Annotated in this window: 17 protein-coding genes; 1 reads left to right on the forward strand and 16 read right to left on the reverse strand. The window is 38.2% G+C overall.

Annotated elements, in window-relative coordinates; translation table 11 throughout:
* Positions 1 to 443 precede the first annotated feature (443 nt).
* The 9 genes from BXY64_RS12915 to BXY64_RS12955 all read right to left on the reverse strand — a co-directional run bounded on the left by BXY64_RS12915 (position 444) and on the right by BXY64_RS12955 (position 6,386).
* A complete protein-coding gene (locus BXY64_RS12915; protein WP_120240396.1) occupies positions 444 to 833 on the reverse strand; it encodes a hypothetical protein in 390 nt (129 codons plus the stop codon).
* 72 nt (positions 834 to 905) lie between these two features.
* Positions 906 to 1,355, reverse strand: a complete 450-nt coding sequence (locus tag BXY64_RS12920) for a protease complex subunit PrcB family protein (RefSeq protein WP_120240397.1) — start codon at positions 1,353 to 1,355, stop codon at positions 906 to 908.
* 51 nt (positions 1,356 to 1,406) lie between these two features.
* The gene (locus tag BXY64_RS12925; RefSeq protein ID WP_120240398.1) at positions 1,407 to 2,186 is read right to left on the reverse strand and encodes a DUF6090 family protein; all 780 of its coding nucleotides are present in this window, start codon (positions 2,184 to 2,186) and stop codon (positions 1,407 to 1,409) included.
* Positions 2,187 to 2,313: 127 nt separating this feature from the next.
* Positions 2,314 to 2,841, reverse strand: a complete 528-nt coding sequence (locus BXY64_RS12930) for a DUF4943 family protein (protein WP_120240399.1) — start codon at positions 2,839 to 2,841, stop codon at positions 2,314 to 2,316.
* Between the two features lie 99 nt (positions 2,842 to 2,940).
* Positions 2,941 to 3,510: a VanZ family protein gene (locus BXY64_RS12935; protein WP_120240400.1), complete on the reverse strand. Its 570-nt coding sequence runs from the start codon at positions 3,508 to 3,510 to the stop codon at positions 2,941 to 2,943.
* A gap of 160 nt (positions 3,511 to 3,670) precedes the next feature.
* The gene (locus BXY64_RS12940; RefSeq protein WP_120240401.1) at positions 3,671 to 4,501 is read right to left on the reverse strand and encodes a C-GCAxxG-C-C family (seleno)protein; all 831 of its coding nucleotides are present in this window, start codon (positions 4,499 to 4,501) and stop codon (positions 3,671 to 3,673) included.
* An 87-nt stretch (positions 4,502 to 4,588) separates the two neighbouring features.
* Entirely contained in the window at positions 4,589 to 5,125 is a 537-nt protein-coding gene (locus tag BXY64_RS12945; RefSeq protein WP_120240402.1) for a dihydrofolate reductase family protein, read from the reverse strand.
* A gap of 70 nt (positions 5,126 to 5,195) precedes the next feature.
* Positions 5,196 to 5,951, reverse strand: a complete 756-nt coding sequence (locus BXY64_RS12950) for a helix-turn-helix domain-containing protein (protein ID WP_110360848.1) — start codon at positions 5,949 to 5,951, stop codon at positions 5,196 to 5,198.
* A gap of 57 nt (positions 5,952 to 6,008) precedes the next feature.
* Positions 6,009 to 6,386: a nuclear transport factor 2 family protein gene (locus tag BXY64_RS12955; protein ID WP_120240403.1), complete on the reverse strand. Its 378-nt coding sequence runs from the start codon at positions 6,384 to 6,386 to the stop codon at positions 6,009 to 6,011.
* Between the two features lie 206 nt (positions 6,387 to 6,592).
* Here BXY64_RS12955 and BXY64_RS12960 point away from each other — a divergent pair, with 206 nt between their 5' ends.
* Positions 6,593 to 7,381 (forward strand): slipin family protein, encoded by a 789-nt coding sequence (locus BXY64_RS12960; RefSeq protein WP_120240404.1) that lies wholly within the window; start codon positions 6,593 to 6,595, stop codon positions 7,379 to 7,381.
* 22 nt (positions 7,382 to 7,403) lie between these two features.
* On the opposite strand, the gene BXY64_RS12965 is transcribed toward BXY64_RS12960, so the two are convergent.
* The 7 genes from BXY64_RS12965 to BXY64_RS13000 all read right to left on the reverse strand — a co-directional run bounded on the left by BXY64_RS12965 (position 7,404) and on the right by BXY64_RS13000 (position 16,265).
* The gene (locus BXY64_RS12965) at positions 7,404 to 7,967 is read right to left on the reverse strand and encodes a hypothetical protein (protein WP_147375988.1); all 564 of its coding nucleotides are present in this window, start codon (positions 7,965 to 7,967) and stop codon (positions 7,404 to 7,406) included.
* Between the two features lie 81 nt (positions 7,968 to 8,048).
* Positions 8,049 to 8,624, reverse strand: coding sequence for a Crp/Fnr family transcriptional regulator (locus BXY64_RS12970; RefSeq protein ID WP_120240406.1), 576 nt, complete (start codon positions 8,622 to 8,624; stop codon positions 8,049 to 8,051).
* Between the two features lie 142 nt (positions 8,625 to 8,766).
* The gene (locus BXY64_RS12975; RefSeq protein WP_147375989.1) at positions 8,767 to 9,630 is read right to left on the reverse strand and encodes a hypothetical protein; all 864 of its coding nucleotides are present in this window, start codon (positions 9,628 to 9,630) and stop codon (positions 8,767 to 8,769) included.
* 102 nt (positions 9,631 to 9,732) lie between these two features.
* A complete protein-coding gene (locus BXY64_RS12980; RefSeq protein WP_120240408.1) occupies positions 9,733 to 10,800 on the reverse strand; it encodes a helix-turn-helix domain-containing protein in 1,068 nt (355 codons plus the stop codon).
* 127 nt (positions 10,801 to 10,927) lie between these two features.
* On the reverse strand, positions 10,928 to 12,778 hold the full coding sequence (locus tag BXY64_RS12985) for a glycoside hydrolase family 13 protein (protein ID WP_120240409.1): 1,851 nt from the start codon (positions 12,776 to 12,778) through the stop codon (positions 10,928 to 10,930).
* 25 nt (positions 12,779 to 12,803) lie between these two features.
* A complete protein-coding gene (locus BXY64_RS12990) occupies positions 12,804 to 13,667 on the reverse strand; it encodes an alpha/beta hydrolase (RefSeq protein WP_120240410.1) in 864 nt (287 codons plus the stop codon).
* Positions 13,668 to 13,838: 171 nt separating this feature from the next.
* Positions 13,839 to 16,265, reverse strand: a complete 2,427-nt coding sequence (locus BXY64_RS13000; protein ID WP_120240412.1) for a DUF5916 domain-containing protein — start codon at positions 16,263 to 16,265, stop codon at positions 13,839 to 13,841.
* Positions 16,266 to 16,440 lie beyond the last annotated feature (175 nt).

The raw sequence follows: 16,440 nt of genomic DNA on the forward strand, positions 1-16,440 counted from the left end.
TTTATCTTTTCTAAAAACAAGCAACTTCTCCGAAGAACGTATGCACAACAGTCGCTTGCTACATTTGGTTGGCCGGAAGTGCTGTACGAGCTTCGTACAACAGTTTTTTTGACCGGACAAAGCGTACCAGACTCGTACATACAATTTGGTTCACAAAATGGAACGTATTAAACTCGTACACTACATTTGGTTAGCCGGAAGTGCTGTATGAGCTTCGTATAACACTTTTTTTTGACCGGACAAAGCATACCAGATTCGTACAAGCAATTTGTTTCACAAAATGGAACGTATCCAACTCGCACACTACATTTGGTTAGCCGGAAATGCTGTACGAGCTTCGTACAACCGATTTTTTGACCAGACAGAGCATACCAGACTCGTACGTTACATTTTGTCGGCCAGATGGCTTTACGAGCCAAATACAAGATATTGGTTTAAGGAAATTACTTTTTACGGATACGCCCAGAAAAGGAATAAATAAAAAAGCTGCCAAAGGCAATGCTCACCAATCCTACAAATGGAGCGTAAGGCGTAAATACAGTAAGCACAGTGGCAATGAACTCCTGCAAGTTTTGCTGGCCCATAAACAAAAAGATGAGCGCAGCAAGCACAAACATACCGCCTATTATTTTAATGGCTAACGGATGTCTTGACTGCTTGGCCGATAGAATTAGTATGGCACCCAACACCAAGCGAACTACTATGGCTACTATATAAACCCAAAACTCCTCCTTATTGCTATCCAAAAAGTCAAAGATGATTTCAGGAACAAAAATCAGCGATACTCCTGCCAATATTAATAGGATTCCGAATATTTTGATGGTTGGTTTCATGATTGTAGGTTTTTATGAAATGTAGCGGTTGGTATACTACTGCACCTTTACTGTAATATGCAGTTTGTAGTTTTATTCAAAAGTTATATTTTTTTCTGTTTTCGGTATTTTTATAATGCAGAATGGCTGACAGATAACTGAAGACATAAAAGCATTTTCTGTTGTAGAAACACTTACTATATTTTCTGTTTGAGTAACCTTTTTAATATTTACTTCATAACCATTCCTTTTGATTTCTAAAAACACCGCAATTAATATATTGGCATCGAAATCAATATCTGTTTCATTGAAATTATCAGTGACATCATTATATGAATCCATTTGATTCTTTAATTTTTCCCAATCGGTTTCATTACGAATTACCATATTTGATTGAGAAATTCCTTCCTCTCCATTGCCATATAATGCACTTTTTGCAATTTCAATGTAATCAATATTCGTTTCTAATTGAGACATATCCTCATCATTACATCCTAAGAATGTAACTAAAAGCAGAATCAAAACTAACTTTAGCTGTTTCATAACTTTGTTTTTATATAAAGATGTTTTTAATTCTATTTCGTGCGTAAGATTTTATGAATTCTCATTCACTATTAAATAGTTTTCAAGCATGATTTTTAACACCTTAGCTTTTTCATACAACTTTATTCTTGATCTATGGGAATTAAACTGATTTACTTTCATTTCACTAAAGTTGTCCATCATTTTTGGCCCTACCTCACTAAAATTAGATTTTTCCATAAAAGAAACATTTGGAGGTCCTGTTTTTCCATTCCATTGTTTGGGAAAGAGAGGTTCCAAATAGGAACTAATATTCACGAATTGAGAATTTCTATCTCTAATTTTACGGATATTGTAATTGCTTACATCTTCTTGCTTTATAACTTCTCCAAAAAATCTATAGTAATCTTGAATGGCATATTTTATAGAATCATTTTGTATTAAGCCAAGTTTACCTGAAGATTTCATATCTTCAAATACAACATTTTGTCCTTCAAACCAATTATCCTTACCAACAATATATGCATTTGATATAATGTTTCGATACTGTGATTTTTTGACTCCAGAATTAAGTGCTTTTATTAAATATGTATAGGCATTTAATTTTAAGGTATCATTTGCAAAGTGCAATTTTAGTTCACTAATATCAGTTCCGATATTGTTTTCAATGCCCTTTAGATATACTATTTCTACTTTTTTATTTTTCTTGTTTTCATTCCACTTGTTTATCTGTAGGGCAATCAAGATACCTATAACAACAAGTACAATTTCTCCAATTGCATAAATCAAATACTTACTGAATTTATTTTCAGAAAGTAGTTTTTGTCTAATTGTTCTAAAGAATTTTATCATTGGTTATTTATTGGTCATAATAAAGCTCAACATAGAAATAAATTTCATTCAGATTTTTCCACTTATGAAACTATAAAACAAAAGAGTGACTCATAAATTTGAATTACTCTATTTCAACTGTATTTTTCTAATGCCAAAGGTATTCTGTCTCCAACAATGGATTAATATCTTTAAATTCATCGAAGTCTTTTTCTTTATTCTCTTCCCACCAATCAAAATATGCCTTTGCTGCAATCTCATGCGATTCAGCATCAAAAACCATACGTGGAATATCAGAATTCTCCTCCGTTACTTGTAAAATTGGATTTTGTGATGGAAAACCATCAATAAGATAATAACTATCTATGGCAATAGCACGAATTGATTCAATAGTCCACAAAATGTATATTCCCAATTTACATTCTTCATGATAATATGATGAAATGATGTTTACAGGGAAGTCTTTGATCATTTGAGTATCATTTCGATATGCTAAAAGAGCGGGAATATCATTATTCGTGAATTCAGGCAATTTAAGTGCATCGTATTTGCCTTCTTTTAAAAGTTCCACATATCTATCAACGTCTACATTATTTAAATCCTCTGACCCACTTTTATCACATCCCAATAGGCTCAGCAACAAGATGCTTGTAATGATGATTCTTAAAGTTTTCATTTTGTAAGTTTTTGTCTATGATGATTTTGAATCTACAAATTACAAAACAAACTCAGCTTAACAAAAGAATTGTTTAGGAAATAAGATGGAGAAATCCTGTTAACGTTTCGGTCGAGATTGACGCAAAGCCGTTTTCTTTCGGATCCATTGCCACAGCAAGCTGGCACCAATGGCCATACCTGCAGCCAAACCATTAAAAAGAAAGTCGGCCATATCGAACACTCGGCGTGGAATAAACACCTGCACACATTCGTCGAACACTCCAATTAAAAAAGAAAGCAGCAATGTTAATAGGGCAATTGTAAAACCTTTGTACTTGTTCTTGTATCGTTCGAGCATGGCACGGTGAATAAAAACGGTAAGCACCGAATATTCTATCAGGTGAGAACGCTCGGCCAATCCGAGGCGTAGAAATAGCATCATGAATACTGCCAATATGCCTAGTACGGTAACGGTATCGTTCTTTTCTTTGGCTCGACGAAAGGTGTGCAAAATAACTGTAGTACCAATAATAATCATGCACAGAATAAAAATAAGAGCCTCCATATTTTCGGCGCCTAGCTTTTGCAGCAATGGATATCCGAATATCAAACTGGTTAAAATGGCTAGCCATACCAACAGTACGTATAGCCACAATCTTTTTTCAAGTGATGATTTAAATAAAGGCATAGTCTTACTTTTGTTAATTAATCTGTAAGATACCAAGCTAAAATTTAGATATCAAGCTTTTGTGCAGACTTTGCCATTAATAAATAAGCACAAAGCTCCGCCAACCTGAAAATAGGTGGCGAAGCTTCTTTTTTTCGGCTTTAAAAGCACGAATTAAGTTTTATTTCATCACCTTATAATGCGGCTTCGCAAAAACACTATGAGCAACGGATTTGCTATGACATGAGGTACAGTTCATATCGCCACTGGTATTATCGAGCTTCCCATGGCTACCATGACAAGTTAAGCAAGTTCTTGTAGTTGCATTATGAGGATCGGCAGCCATATAATCTCCCTCGAAAAACTGGTTCAATATGTCTACCGTTTTTTCTGCCACATCGGCCGTTAGCCTTCTGCACCTTTCAATTCTCACTTTGTCGCTTACCTTAATCCCCGAAACCTTTGTCCAGTTGGTAACCGAAGCATGGCACAATACAGAATTGGCTTGCGACAATACAATATCCGCATCTACAAGGGGTGCTTTGGGAATAAACACGGGTAGAAATTGCTCCTCGTACCATCGAAACAGGCCAGTAATCATTTTATCTCGATTCTCCTTTTCGGGAACAAATAAAGATATTGCCGCCGCTGCTCCATTTAGCGTTCCGCAAATGCTACCATAACCACTAATTCCTCCATGTCCGTATCTCATGCTATGCAAGGGAAAAGATGCGTACGGTTCGCCATAAGCGTCAGCCAATTGCTTGATAATACTCAAAAAACAGGAGTACATACAGCCACCATCTTTGTATTTCTGATAAGCCAATTCTGCAGTAACTTGAGGATCCAAGCTGTGGTATTTCCAATCCAATTCATTGGCAACAGGAGTTAGTGGTTTGGCCTCTTGCTCACTTAAATAATCGGGTTCCGATAGTTTCTGAATTCCCCAAAAACCAACACTACCTCCCAATGCAGCTCCTGCCGCCATTTTTAATGCTTTTCGTCTATCCATTTTAATGATTTTGATAGGAGTTTATTCTCATATCCTATGATATATGTCGGAATGGATAGACAAAAGATGCAATTGGAAAATGATAAATTATTTTTTGCGTTTGTAAGCACTTTGTACAAGCTGATCGAGGTAAACTTTCGATTCCACAAGCTCATACTCTTGTTCCTTTGGCAGGTTTCCAAACAGAGAAGCTCCCTCGCCTAAGAGAATTGGGATCGTTGTTACAATCAGCTCATCAATTAAATCCTCTTTTAAGAAAGATTGAATGGTTTTTCCTCCATCTATATATAAGCTTTCGTAGCCTTTTGCATGAATGCTTTCCAGAATTTCATTCAGGCTTCCTATTACCAATTCAATTTTACCTTTGTACTTTTTCGGCACTTCGATCATCGAGTTAGAGATTACAAAAACCGGCTTTGTGTAAGGCCAATCAATGCCAAAACTACAAACCGTATCGAATGTGTTTCGCCCCATAACTAGGGCATCTATCCTTTCTATGGTAGGCATATACCCCATATCCAATTTCTCAGGATTTGGTACCATCTCTAACCATCCTAAACCTCCGTTGCGATCTGCAATGTATCCATCTAAACTCTGCGCTATAAAAACCAGGTTCTGCTTCATTTTGTATTTGTATTAAAATTCACTGCAAAAGTCTCACTAATCTAAATGAAAAAATTGTACAAAATTTACCCTATTCCTTTTTCAAGGATTTTACGAATTGCTTTGGGCTTAAGCCACAGAACTTTTTGAATACCCTAATAAAATGTGACTGATCGTAGAAACCAGCATCTAAACCAATCTGAATCAACTTTTCGGCATTGTTGTTCTGCAACAAATGAATAGCATGATTCACCTGCTTTAATTTCACATATTCGCCGGGTGTTAACAGGTAATTCTTTTTGAACTTTTGAATAAAACTTTTCTGTGAGATGGAAATGGAGAGATTAAAATCGCCGAGTGATCCTTTGCTCAAAACATTACTTGACAGATAGTTTTCAAACTTCACCAAATCAGCATCAATTGCTTTGTTTCGAAAAAGAGGCAAGAGTTTTTGTTCTACAAGTTGATAGTTGGGTTCATTTACTGCAAACAAATGGTTGTACAGAATTTCAGAAATCTGCTCCATGGCCTTGCTTCCAAACTTCTCGATGAGCATTCCGTAACAAAATGGCTTCAGAATTAATCCTACATTTCCGTAAACACCCGATACTTTGGTCTGAAAAGGTTCTGTTTTTAAGCCTGATATAATTTGATGATTATTCGTACCTACATAATTCTCAATATTCTGTCCTTCCACCTGGAAAGTATCTCCATAGTTGAAGATCAATTCGGTAAACATTGCCGCATGATGACTGGCCTCCAATTGAAGATTGGAAGCTTTACCCACCCAAATTAAATCAACATATTGATTCAATGGAGAATTAGGACGATATGAATAGGAAGTCATTGATTTGAATAATTTGAAATAAGCAGGCTACAAATCTACTCGTTTTGATCCAACTCTTTATGCTTCATCTACGATCCGAATAATTTTATCCTCTTCGAAAACAAACTCAGATTTTCCAGAAATCTGTAGGATATCACCTTGCTTCATTCCATTGGGAAGATCGGTGGCTAAAGTGGCCTTATACTCGATATCAATCACCACTTTATCCAGTTGAATGTCCCAATTCTTGATAACTTGTTCTCGCTGGTTAAAACAATTCATGGCTTTTTCAGCCTGAGTATGAAATTCATCGATTCCTTCTGTTCGCAAAGTCAAAATCCCTTCTGAAATGTTCTCAAAAACTACATCTTCGTGTAAATCCATAAGCATTCCTTCAATATCGAACTGATTATAGGCCTGAATGTAATGTTCTATTACTTTTTGTAGATTTTTCATGATCCTGTATAACAATATTTTAAACTGAAGCTACGAAACAAAAAACAGCTTACCAAATGTAATCTTATGATTCTCATAAACTTTTGTGTCAAGCTTAGTTATTTCGTAAATTTATTAAAAGGCCGATCCGCATTGAATAATACCATTCTTTAGAGCACTTCTGAACCATGCTTCTACTCACCCATTCAACTTTAAAAACATTTCTCATGGACATTTTACTGATTTTATTTTCGGCAGTTGTAGTATTCTTTTTTGCAGGCGTCAGAATTATTTTCGAATACAAAAGAGCCTTAAAATTCCGATTCGGAAAGTACATTAAGATCCTTAATCCAGGATTCCGATGGATCATTCCCATTGTAGAAACGGTTAATATTGTTGATATACGTGTGATCACCATCAATATCGATTCGCAGGAGGTAATGACCGAGGATAATGTTCCTTGTAGCATCGATGGAGTGGTTTTCTTTAAAATTGATGATCCCGAGAAGGCGGTTCTGGAAGTGGAAGAATACAAATTTGCCATTATGCAATTGGCTCAGGCAGCTTTGCGCGATGTTTGCGGTAAGGTGGAACTGGATACCATCCTATCCAAAAGGGAAGAGATGGGCAAAAACATCAAAACCATTGTTGAAAAGGAAACCCAGGAATGGGGAATTGTGATTATTGATGTGAAGATTAAAGACATTCAGTTGCCTGAGAATATGCGAAGAATGATGGCCAACCAGGCTGAAGCTGAGCGTTCACGCAGGGCTCGTGTTATTCTTGCCCTGGCTGAAGAGGAAGCTGCCCAAAACCTATTATCGGCTGGTAAGTTAATTGATAAATCCCCTTCTGCAATCAAACTTAGACTTTATCAAACTCTGGCTAATATTGCATCAGAGAAGAACTCAACCATTCTGTTCCCATTCCCTGAAGAGGTATTGCCAAGGAATACCAAAAAGCTAAAAACCGATTCGAAAGAAGAAAAAACAAAAGGAAAAAAGGATAAGAAGTAGGGAGAGTATATTCTCCCTTTCTTTAAAAATGATAGCCTAACTTGATAGATATTTCAGGCGTGAAACGATCTGGCTTGTACAATTCCTTTCCCACCCGAACTTCCTTGCTGCCTGCAATTCGAAGATGACCAGCTATCCATGGATTAACATACAGATTGTCCCAAATTTTCCATACATAGCCTGCTCCTAATGTATATACCCAGGCATGGTATCCCGATTTATTTTTCAACTGGTCTTCAAGCTCTCCATCCCAGTATTCAAAACCACTTCCAAGCCAGGCTCCTTTGTAATTTGGTTTAAAAAAGTAGTCGACAACTACAGCATAAGCCTTCAGGGTATTGCGATTGAACTCATCATCAAGCATGAAATCCGGCAATTCCGATTTTGCTACAATAGATCTAAAGCGCACTTGCTGATCATCCAAACCAAGCCATGCAGAGGCATAATAACCGTTCGAAACATATGGGAATAGATCTAGTTCGGTACCAATGGTACATTTGTTTTTTGAGGACGTTTTTTGGGCAGCCAATTGATTCAATGCTCCCACTGCCAAAAGTAAGCCAATAAATAAAGCAATTCGTTTCATCATCGTAAGTTTTACCATTTACATTTTGGAAGCAAAACTAGCGCGATGAAAATCGAATATATTTGACAATTGTTAAAAAAATCAATGAATGGATTTTCTGATGCGACTTAATGACTCTTTGGTAATTCCAAGATATGAAGCAATATACTGCAAAGGGATGGATTGGATATATTGTGGATATTTCTCCATTAATTCCTTGTACCGTGTTTCTGCTGTTTGCCCAAGCAAAAGAAAAAGGTGCCTTTCGGAATTTATGGCAATCATCTCTGCTAATTTTCTCGCCAGAGTTTCAATATTTCTTGATTTTACATACAACTTTTCCAAATCTGATTTGGAGATTTCCAAAACCTCCATCGACTCCATAGCCTGCACATTTACTAATGATGGATCTCCTGTCAAAAAGCTTGTGTATGAAGGAACAAAATAAAAATCACTTGTTATTTCGATTCCTTTATCATTCCAATGATAAAACCTAAAATACCCATTGGCTGTAAATATAATTCTATCACAGCGTTCTTGAGCTTTTATCAAATGCTCTCTCTTTTCCAATTTGCGATAACTAAATAAATCGCAAAGCAATTCAAACTCCTCTTCCGATAAGTGAATAAACTTTTTAATATAGTCTCTTAATGCCTCCCTTAAATTGGTAGAATCCATAAATATATTTTTTACTTTTCGAATTCATCATTCTTATTTCGAATGTCAATTTACATAAAGGTATGTTCGCAAACAACAAGCCTCTGTAAATTAATACAGAGGCCAACTACTATTGATGAAATTAACTTCAAGCTCAGAAGTATTAATGCATATAAGTTCCGTCAGGTAAAACTGTAGGGAATTTGTATTTCGTATCGGTAAGCAATGAATAAATATCAGGATCTTTTTCTTCTACCAATTTTTTGGTATGCAATTTCCATTCGTGTCCAATTTCTGCGGCTCTATTTTCCTGTGCTCCTAAAATAGATGACATTGCCCAATAAAAATACTCTACGGTTTGGCAATCGGCATAACTACAGGTTTTATCATCGTAAGTATACCAAGCTCCTTCCGGATAGTTTTGAGGAATTTCCAGAAACTTCCCTCCACGTGCAACATCCATAGCTTCTGCTAATGCAGTACCTTCTTCCAAACCAAAAACCTCAGGATAAACCTTACAGTGACCAGCAAAATTGATCAAGTGCCATACCTCTTCCAATGAAGCATCAAACTCTCCCTTTCTGCCATTTTTTACAAAATCAGGATTGGTTTCATCATTACCCAAATCTTGTCCTGCCGCGTCGTCAGGCATCTTTACGGTTTCCATATCCGATTCTGAAGCCCACATGAATAGAAATGCTTTGTTTTCTTTCATTTTATCAAGCACCAATTGATTGTCAACCTTTCCATCCTCATCGTTATCTAAATATTGAGCCATTACATTTGCCGCGTGCAATAGTTTCGAATCTTTCACATTAGGCACAGCATAAATAGGTATGCCAAAAACCTCAACTTTTCGATTAAGTCCAGAAAACCCTTTATCATTGTTCGCTACAATTTTAAAGTTGCTATCATTTCCTTCATCAACTGTATTGGTCTTGATATCGTCATCATCACTTGAACAGGATATACATGCCGTTACCAATAAAATAGATCCTAATACTACCATCGAAATTAACTGCTTCATAAATTTCATTTTTAAATTAAACTTCACACCGATCTGAAAAAATCGGTTATCAAATGAACGCTCATTTTTAATTTTTATGAAATCAAAAGTATCCCGCTGCGTCTATTCGGACTTTTTTAGAAGCATTTCGTACTGCTTGGGAGTTATTCCTTCTTGCGATTTAAATGTTTTATAAAAGGTAGATTTTGAGTTAAATCCAGCTTCTTCAGCAAGTCCTAACAAGGTCAACTGAGATGCTTTTGGAGAGTTCAGAAGGATTTTGAACTCTTCTATCCTAAAATGGTTTATCAACTGGTAAAAATTCTGATTGGACTGCTGATTTATCAAACGTGAGATCTCTTTTTCGTTCATTTTTACCGATTCTGACAACACTCTTAAATTTAGTTTGGGATTGGCAAACAGCTTTTGCTCCTTGATATGTTGACACAAATTCTCATAATCCGTTTGGGCTGTTTTTAACTTTTCTGCATTCTCAATTTTCACCTCTTTTTCATTCCTGAAAAACAATCGCTGCTTAAAAGTTTCTGATTGTGAAAATCCATTGTGTCCAATCCAAAACACCATGAAAAAAGTTAAAATACTGGATATGGTTGCAAAGTAATCTGGAATCAAATCATTTTGAATTGCTACAATATCTTCCAAAATCCATAGCACATGAAAAGTAAAAAAGACATAAACAATAGCCTTTATCCAATGCAAGGATTTGTACTCCAAATCTGAATAAAAATTGTTAACCATTTCGCGGTGTTTTCGGATAACGAATAAAATCAGCACTAAAATGCTAAGATTAAACAGGTACTCGATATAAATGAATTCATGCACGTCTACTCCCAGATAAAATATAATATTCTGAATGATTCCTGCTCCAAATAGAAATACATACCAAAGCTTAATGGCACTGTTCATGGTCTGGTGAATGTAGAGCAGTAAAAAAGGAATGGTAAATAAGGAAGTTTGCAATAGAATGATATTCTCGTTGACTATGGATTCTGTTAGTACATCCAGCACCTCACAACCCAAACAGCAAAGCATTGCCGCCAGGTATACATTTGCTTTTTTATTCTCAGATTTTGACAATAAAAACAATACTCCCAACATAAAAGTCATTGATGCAGTCAGAATATCTATTAAAGAAAAAAAATTGAGTTCCAATTGAAATGAATGATGCATACAAGCAGTATTTTATGAAGGTTTGTTGTATTAAACAGCCAAAATTAAAAAATATTATACATTGGAATCTAAAAAAAATCCCCCAACAAATTCATGCTGGGGGATTCCTCTATTCTAACTTCTATTTCTAATTTATCTCCAAAACCATCACTGAGCGTGCCGGCAAGTCAATGCCATCCTTCAACTCAAAAGACTTTCCTGTAAAAATATCTTTTGCTTTGGATTCTTTGCTGATCATCTCATGGAATCTACCGGTAAACAAATGTGCTTTTTCTTTACCCTTATTCAGAATTACCATCACTTTTCCCTCATCGGAATATCTAAAGTAGGTGTACACTCCATTTTCAGGTGCAAAGTGCATCAATTTCCCATTGTGAATGATTTCATTGTTCTTTCTCCAATTCATCAATTTCTTCATGAAATCCTGTGCATCCTTCTCCTTAGTACTCAAACCTTCTCCGGTAAAGGCATTTACCTTATCGCCTTTCCATCCGCCTGGAAAATCAGTTCGTAGCTTTCCATGATCGCCTCCTGCATCACTCTTGGCTAAAATTTCAGTTCCATAATAAATTTGAGGTATTCCACGCATGGTAAGTGTATATATCATTGCCATTTTATACAAATCGTAATCTCTCTCTAATTGATCAAAAATTCGAGCCATATCATGATTGTCTGGGAATATTACCAGATTACCCGGATCAGCATACAAGAAGTCATTCGACAACATCTCGTACAACTTAATCAGACCTGTTCCCCAGGTATCTTCCTGTACCAAACCTTCCTTAAGGGCATTCTGCAATGGGAAATCCATTAAACTTGGCAAGTTCGACACATAACCATCGTGATTTACCTTTCCTTTTTGCCAGTACGAAACGATAGCCGGATTGGTACTCCACTCCTCACCTACGATGTTCAGGTTTGGATATTCTTCCAACAATCTTTCAGTCCACTCACTCAAAAAGGCTGCATCGGAATATGGATAGGTATCTACACGAATACCATAAAGCTCGGCATACTCAACCCACCAAATTGAATTTTGAATCAGGTAGTTTGCCATGAATTCATTGCGCTGGTTCAAATCAGGCATGCTTTGCACAAACCAACCATCGGCAAATTGTTTCAAGTCCTCTTTTGATGCATATCTGTCCTGAACGGTAGTTCGCTTGTGAGAACAGCTTGTAAATTCTCCTCCGTTATTGATCCAGTCTTTTGAAGGTACATCTTTCATCCACCAGTGCTCCGATCCGCAGTGGTTCAAAATCACATCCATAATGATGCCAACCCCTTTTTCTTTACCCATTTGCGACAGCTTGCGATACTCTTCGTTGGTTCCGTAACGTCCGTCAATCTTGTAGTAATCGGTAGTTGAGTAACCATGATATGAATATTCAGGCTGGTTGTTTTCCAACAAAGGATTGATCCAGATGGCTGTAAAGCCCATATCTGAGATGTAATCCAAATGATCAATCATTCCCTGGATATCGCCACCATGACGACCATTGGAGTTGCTTCTGTTAGCTTGCTCACTTAAGCCCTTCACGTTATCATTAACAGGATTTCCATTGGCAAAGCGGTCTGGAGTAATCAGGTACATGACATCGGCAGGAGTAAAACTTGCTCGCTCTGCTGAACCTTCCTGACGTTGCAACAACTGGTAGTTGTATTTCAAAACGGTCTTCTTGCCTCTTTTGAAAAGGATATCAAAACTTCCTGCTTTCACCTCTTCACTCAAGTTAAGGTCTACGAATAGATAGTTCGGATTCTCCACAAAGCTAACCTTTGCGATGCTTACCCCTTCGTAATTCAATTCAGGTTTAAGGTCTGCAATATTTTCCCCATGCACCAAAAGCTGTAGTTTCGGATTTTTCATTCCTGCCCACCAAAACGCAGGTTCCAGGTGATCAATCTTGTATTTTGCAGCCTCTGCAATGTTCCCTAAAAACAATACTGTGATTAGAGCCAATAGTATTCTTTTCATATCTATATAAATTTGATGTTTTACATTATTCTTTCTTCCCAAGCATAAACTCCAATGGAATATGCAACCTGTCTCTCCAGGCATTTTCATCGTGCTTGGCACCTTCAAACTTTCGGGTCATCCAGTTTTTATCCTGTCTGTATCCTCTCTTTTTCATCATCACATCTACCTTTTCCTGGTAAGGCTGATACAGTGAATCCAAGGTTTCCGTCCCATAGTCAAAGTAGATTTTGTGAGATGCCGGATCAGGTAAGTTCTTCTCCACATATCCCAGGAATACTCCTTCCAGGGCAGGCCAGTGTGTCGACATGCAGGCAGCTCCACCAAACACATGTGGATACTCCGAAATGGCATAACAGCTTATCAGTCCTCCCATGCTCGAGCCCAGAATAAAAGTATCTTCAACTCCTTTTAGAGTATTGTACTTGTCATCGATGAAAGGCTTCAGCTCTTCAACCAAAAACTTCAGGTATTGGTCCGAAACAATCTCACCTTTGAATCTATCGTCGGTACGTTCCACCGTTTCAATCTCTCGTGGTTTGTTGGGCATGTACTCGGCATACCTGTCGCCAAACCAAACACCCACAACAATTACAGGCCTTATTCTGTTCTCCTTAATCAACTGCTTTACTACCTCATCAACACCCCACTCCTGCTTGTTCCAGGTAATGGTGGCATCGAAAAGCATTTGTCCGTCGTGCATGTAGAGCACTGGATACTTCTTGTTCGCATCATAGTTAGCAGGCAGCAAAACCTCAATGGTTCTGACGCTAACATTCTTCGATTCAAAATCGAGATACTTATGAATGGTCGTAATTTCTTTATTCATATTCTGCGATTGTGCAACGAAAGCAAAGGATACGATACACAGTAAAAGTATATTTCTCATGCTAATCTTTTTTGAATTCAATGTTCAAGTAACAAAGCCTGGTGATTTAAAACAAATTATTTCCGTAAATGGCTATTTCAAAAGTACATATAACACAGCATTTTGTCCAAAGTTATCTGTCCTTGATATTCTGCATTTTGTACTCATAAAACGACACTTGTGGCATTTGAGCTACAAAACCTTCTTCAATTTGTGATAATCGATATAGTATCTCAAGCGTAGCGAAAGACTGTTGATTTGATTCTTGCCAAGCATATTTGAGAAGTTCTCCCAGTAATTCCTGTCGATTCGGGAATCGTTGGCCTGCACATTGTTCTTCCAGGCCAAAGACAATTCACTGCCAGGGGCAAACTCCCAGGTGTAAATCATATCTACATTCAGGGCATTGTAATTAATATGGTTGTGATTTTCATACTCCGACTGGTCGCCCATAGATCCATCCTTCTCCAACAGGTAACTCTCTTTGTATTCCACTTCCGACCAGTAATGTCTAGCCCTTAAACTCAAGGACGACTTTTGAGTAAAGATCCACCTGGCCTCAAAGGTGTTGGCAAGTGTATTGATATCGCGGTTCACGAAATAAACATTCCCCGTTTCCTGCTGGTAACTGGCAAAGCCCAGGCTGTTCTTGTTCAGCTCATAATAGAAATAGTGTTTCAGCAAGAGCTTGTCGCTGATTCGTAGCTGCGGAGTCAACTCCAACCAATAGCTGGCTTTCCCAAAGGTTCTTCCCTTCCAAAAGGCCACTCGCGTGTTCAGGGCCAAAGCCTTTCGGTGGTCGGTATCATGTGTCAAACGAAGCCAGTAATCGGTAGGCTCTTTATACTTTCTACCCTCCACACGTGGCTCGTAAAAATCGTATTTGGGAACAGGGGTCAAACTCCACTCCAATGCCAGGGCTGAATAGTTCTGAAACACCAACCTGCTTTGCCAGTAGATCTCCAACTTCGAAAAACGATTGGGATGATACAAACTGTTGTGGGTAATACTCATCTGGTTGGTAAACTCATTGATATTGCCGAAAGGCTTATAATTGTTGTATTTAAAGACTGCCACATTGCTTTGTTCGTTATTCTTTTCGAGATATCCCATGGCATTGGGATCGAAACGATGATCGATTGCCGAATGAATCAAATCGAACTGAAATTTCCCCTTGATGCGCGACAACTGTACCTTGTAACGAAGGCCGTTATTACTGGATCCCAACTCTTTGTTCTGACTTAGAGCTGCATTCCCCGAAACGGCATAACTCCCCGATGAATTGGTAAGCTTAAACTCTGTGGCACTCACCATCGATCTGTAATCATCGTGAGGGTGAATCATGTGCGTATTGGCAAAACTCACATAGGACTGATTGCCCAGGGACTGATCCAATACAATCATGTTGTAGTTGGCAACACCCTGAGTTAGGTAATTTCTGGTGGTTTGCTTAAGCGTATCCTTAATGTGCGCATAGGTCTTTGAGTTCACGGCATTGATAAAGCCAATTCCCAGCCCTTTGTTGGTTCTTCCCGATAATTTTACGGCATTAATCAAACGGGTATCATTGGGATTTTCCGTGATCACTTCATTCTCTTCCAGTGATTCAGCAACCTTTCCTCGGTTGACTGGCTCTCCTCCCAAACGGCGAGAGTAAAAGATATCGCCCTTATTAAAGATTTCGGTTCCCTCGGTAAAGAAAGAGCGTTTCTCGTCGTAGAAGGTTTCGAAAGGGGTTAGGTTCAGCTCCTGATCGTCGGATTGCACCTGTCCAAAGTCAGGAATCAACATCATGTCGAGTGTGAAACTTTCGTTGATCCCGTACTTTACATCCATTCCCCCTTTTACCGACCATGAATTCTCGTGGGTATCGCTATTTCTGCTTACATAGGACGATACATAGGGGCTGAAGGAAAGCCTTGTTTTGGGTTCCACTCCTTTGATTCCATGCAGTTCTCCTGCCTGGTTCAGCCATCCCACAATGTCTTTGTCTACAAAATTCCAGGTGATTCCTTCATTCTTCCTTTTAATCAGGCGAAAGAAATTCATTTCCCACACCTGCACTTCTGTTTTGGGAAAACGAAGAGCCGAGTAAGGAATTCGCATCTCCACAATCCACCCCTCTTCGGTGATTCTGATGTGGCTGTCCCAAACGGCATTCCAGCTTTTATTCATCGCCGAGATGGTATTGTGCGAGTCCATCTGTATGCCCGAAGCAGAAACCATGAACTCCATGGCCGTGCGCCCGTCATTCCAGGGGTTGATCTCAATGGAAAACAGGTCGGCATTGAGCTGATCGCCAGAATCTCGTGGTCCGTATTCGGTAAGTATGCTGTCGGGAGCCGAGTCGTAGAGCATGGCGCCCACATAGAGAGCATTGTCATCGTAAAGCACTTTTACATGGCTACGCTCGCTGGGTTTTCCCCCGTTCACAGGGCTTTGCTGAATAAAGTCCTCCACAAAAGGTGCATTTTTCCAGGCTTCATCGTTTAAACGGGCATCAATTCGGGGAGCCTGTTCGCAACGAGCCGTCACAAAGGTTTTTCGAGTGGCTTGTGCCTCTGCAAAGAAAAAGACACATAAAAGGTGTGTTAATAAAACAATTCGCTTTAGGTACATATCAAAACAAGTATTCAGAGCTTATGCATTCATTTTTTTAATGATTCCCATTCTCCGGAAAAATCTCCTCTTCAGCAGATGAAGCAAAAATGAATGCATGAACAGTTAGTAATCTTTTCGGCCAAATTATAATCACCAAATAAGAGCTACTAATAATATTGACCGACGGCAGGAT

Origin of the sequence: Marinifilum flexuosum, assembly GCF_003610555.1 — a bacterium.
Taxonomy (GTDB): domain Bacteria; phylum Bacteroidota; class Bacteroidia; order Bacteroidales; family Marinifilaceae; genus Marinifilum; species Marinifilum flexuosum.

What these genes read in the sequence shown, in the direction of transcription:
- BXY64_RS12915 (WP_120240396.1), bottom strand. Translation starts at nt 833, where the DNA reads ATGAAACCAACCATCAAAATATTCGGAATCCTATTAATATTGGCAGGA.
- BXY64_RS12920 (WP_120240397.1), bottom strand. Translation starts at nt 1,355, where the DNA reads ATGAAACAGCTAAAGTTAGTTTTGATTCTGCTTTTAGTTACATTCTTA.
- BXY64_RS12925 (WP_120240398.1), bottom strand. Translation starts at nt 2,186, where the DNA reads ATGATAAAATTCTTTAGAACAATTAGACAAAAACTACTTTCTGAAAAT.
- BXY64_RS12930 (WP_120240399.1), bottom strand. Translation starts at nt 2,841, where the DNA reads ATGAAAACTTTAAGAATCATCATTACAAGCATCTTGTTGCTGAGCCTA.
- BXY64_RS12935 (WP_120240400.1), bottom strand. Translation starts at nt 3,510, where the DNA reads ATGCCTTTATTTAAATCATCACTTGAAAAAAGATTGTGGCTATACGTA.
- BXY64_RS12940 (WP_120240401.1), bottom strand. Translation starts at nt 4,501, where the DNA reads ATGGATAGACGAAAAGCATTAAAAATGGCGGCAGGAGCTGCATTGGGA.
- BXY64_RS12945 (WP_120240402.1), bottom strand. Translation starts at nt 5,125, where the DNA reads ATGAAGCAGAACCTGGTTTTTATAGCGCAGAGTTTAGATGGATACATT.
- BXY64_RS12950 (WP_110360848.1), bottom strand. Translation starts at nt 5,951, where the DNA reads ATGACTTCCTATTCATATCGTCCTAATTCTCCATTGAATCAATATGTT.
- BXY64_RS12955 (WP_120240403.1), bottom strand. Translation starts at nt 6,386, where the DNA reads ATGAAAAATCTACAAAAAGTAATAGAACATTACATTCAGGCCTATAAT.
- BXY64_RS12960 (WP_120240404.1), top strand. Translation starts at nt 6,593, where the DNA reads ATGGACATTTTACTGATTTTATTTTCGGCAGTTGTAGTATTCTTTTTT.
- BXY64_RS12965 (WP_147375988.1), bottom strand. Translation starts at nt 7,967, where the DNA reads ATGAAACGAATTGCTTTATTTATTGGCTTACTTTTGGCAGTGGGAGCA.
- BXY64_RS12970 (WP_120240406.1), bottom strand. Translation starts at nt 8,624, where the DNA reads ATGGATTCTACCAATTTAAGGGAGGCATTAAGAGACTATATTAAAAAG.
- BXY64_RS12975 (WP_147375989.1), bottom strand. Translation starts at nt 9,630, where the DNA reads ATGAAGCAGTTAATTTCGATGGTAGTATTAGGATCTATTTTATTGGTA.
- BXY64_RS12980 (WP_120240408.1), bottom strand. Translation starts at nt 10,800, where the DNA reads ATGCATCATTCATTTCAATTGGAACTCAATTTTTTTTCTTTAATAGAT.
- BXY64_RS12985 (WP_120240409.1), bottom strand. Translation starts at nt 12,778, where the DNA reads ATGAAAAGAATACTATTGGCTCTAATCACAGTATTGTTTTTAGGGAAC.
- BXY64_RS12990 (WP_120240410.1), bottom strand. Translation starts at nt 13,667, where the DNA reads ATGAGAAATATACTTTTACTGTGTATCGTATCCTTTGCTTTCGTTGCA.
- BXY64_RS13000 (WP_120240412.1), bottom strand. Translation starts at nt 16,265, where the DNA reads ATGTACCTAAAGCGAATTGTTTTATTAACACACCTTTTATGTGTCTTT.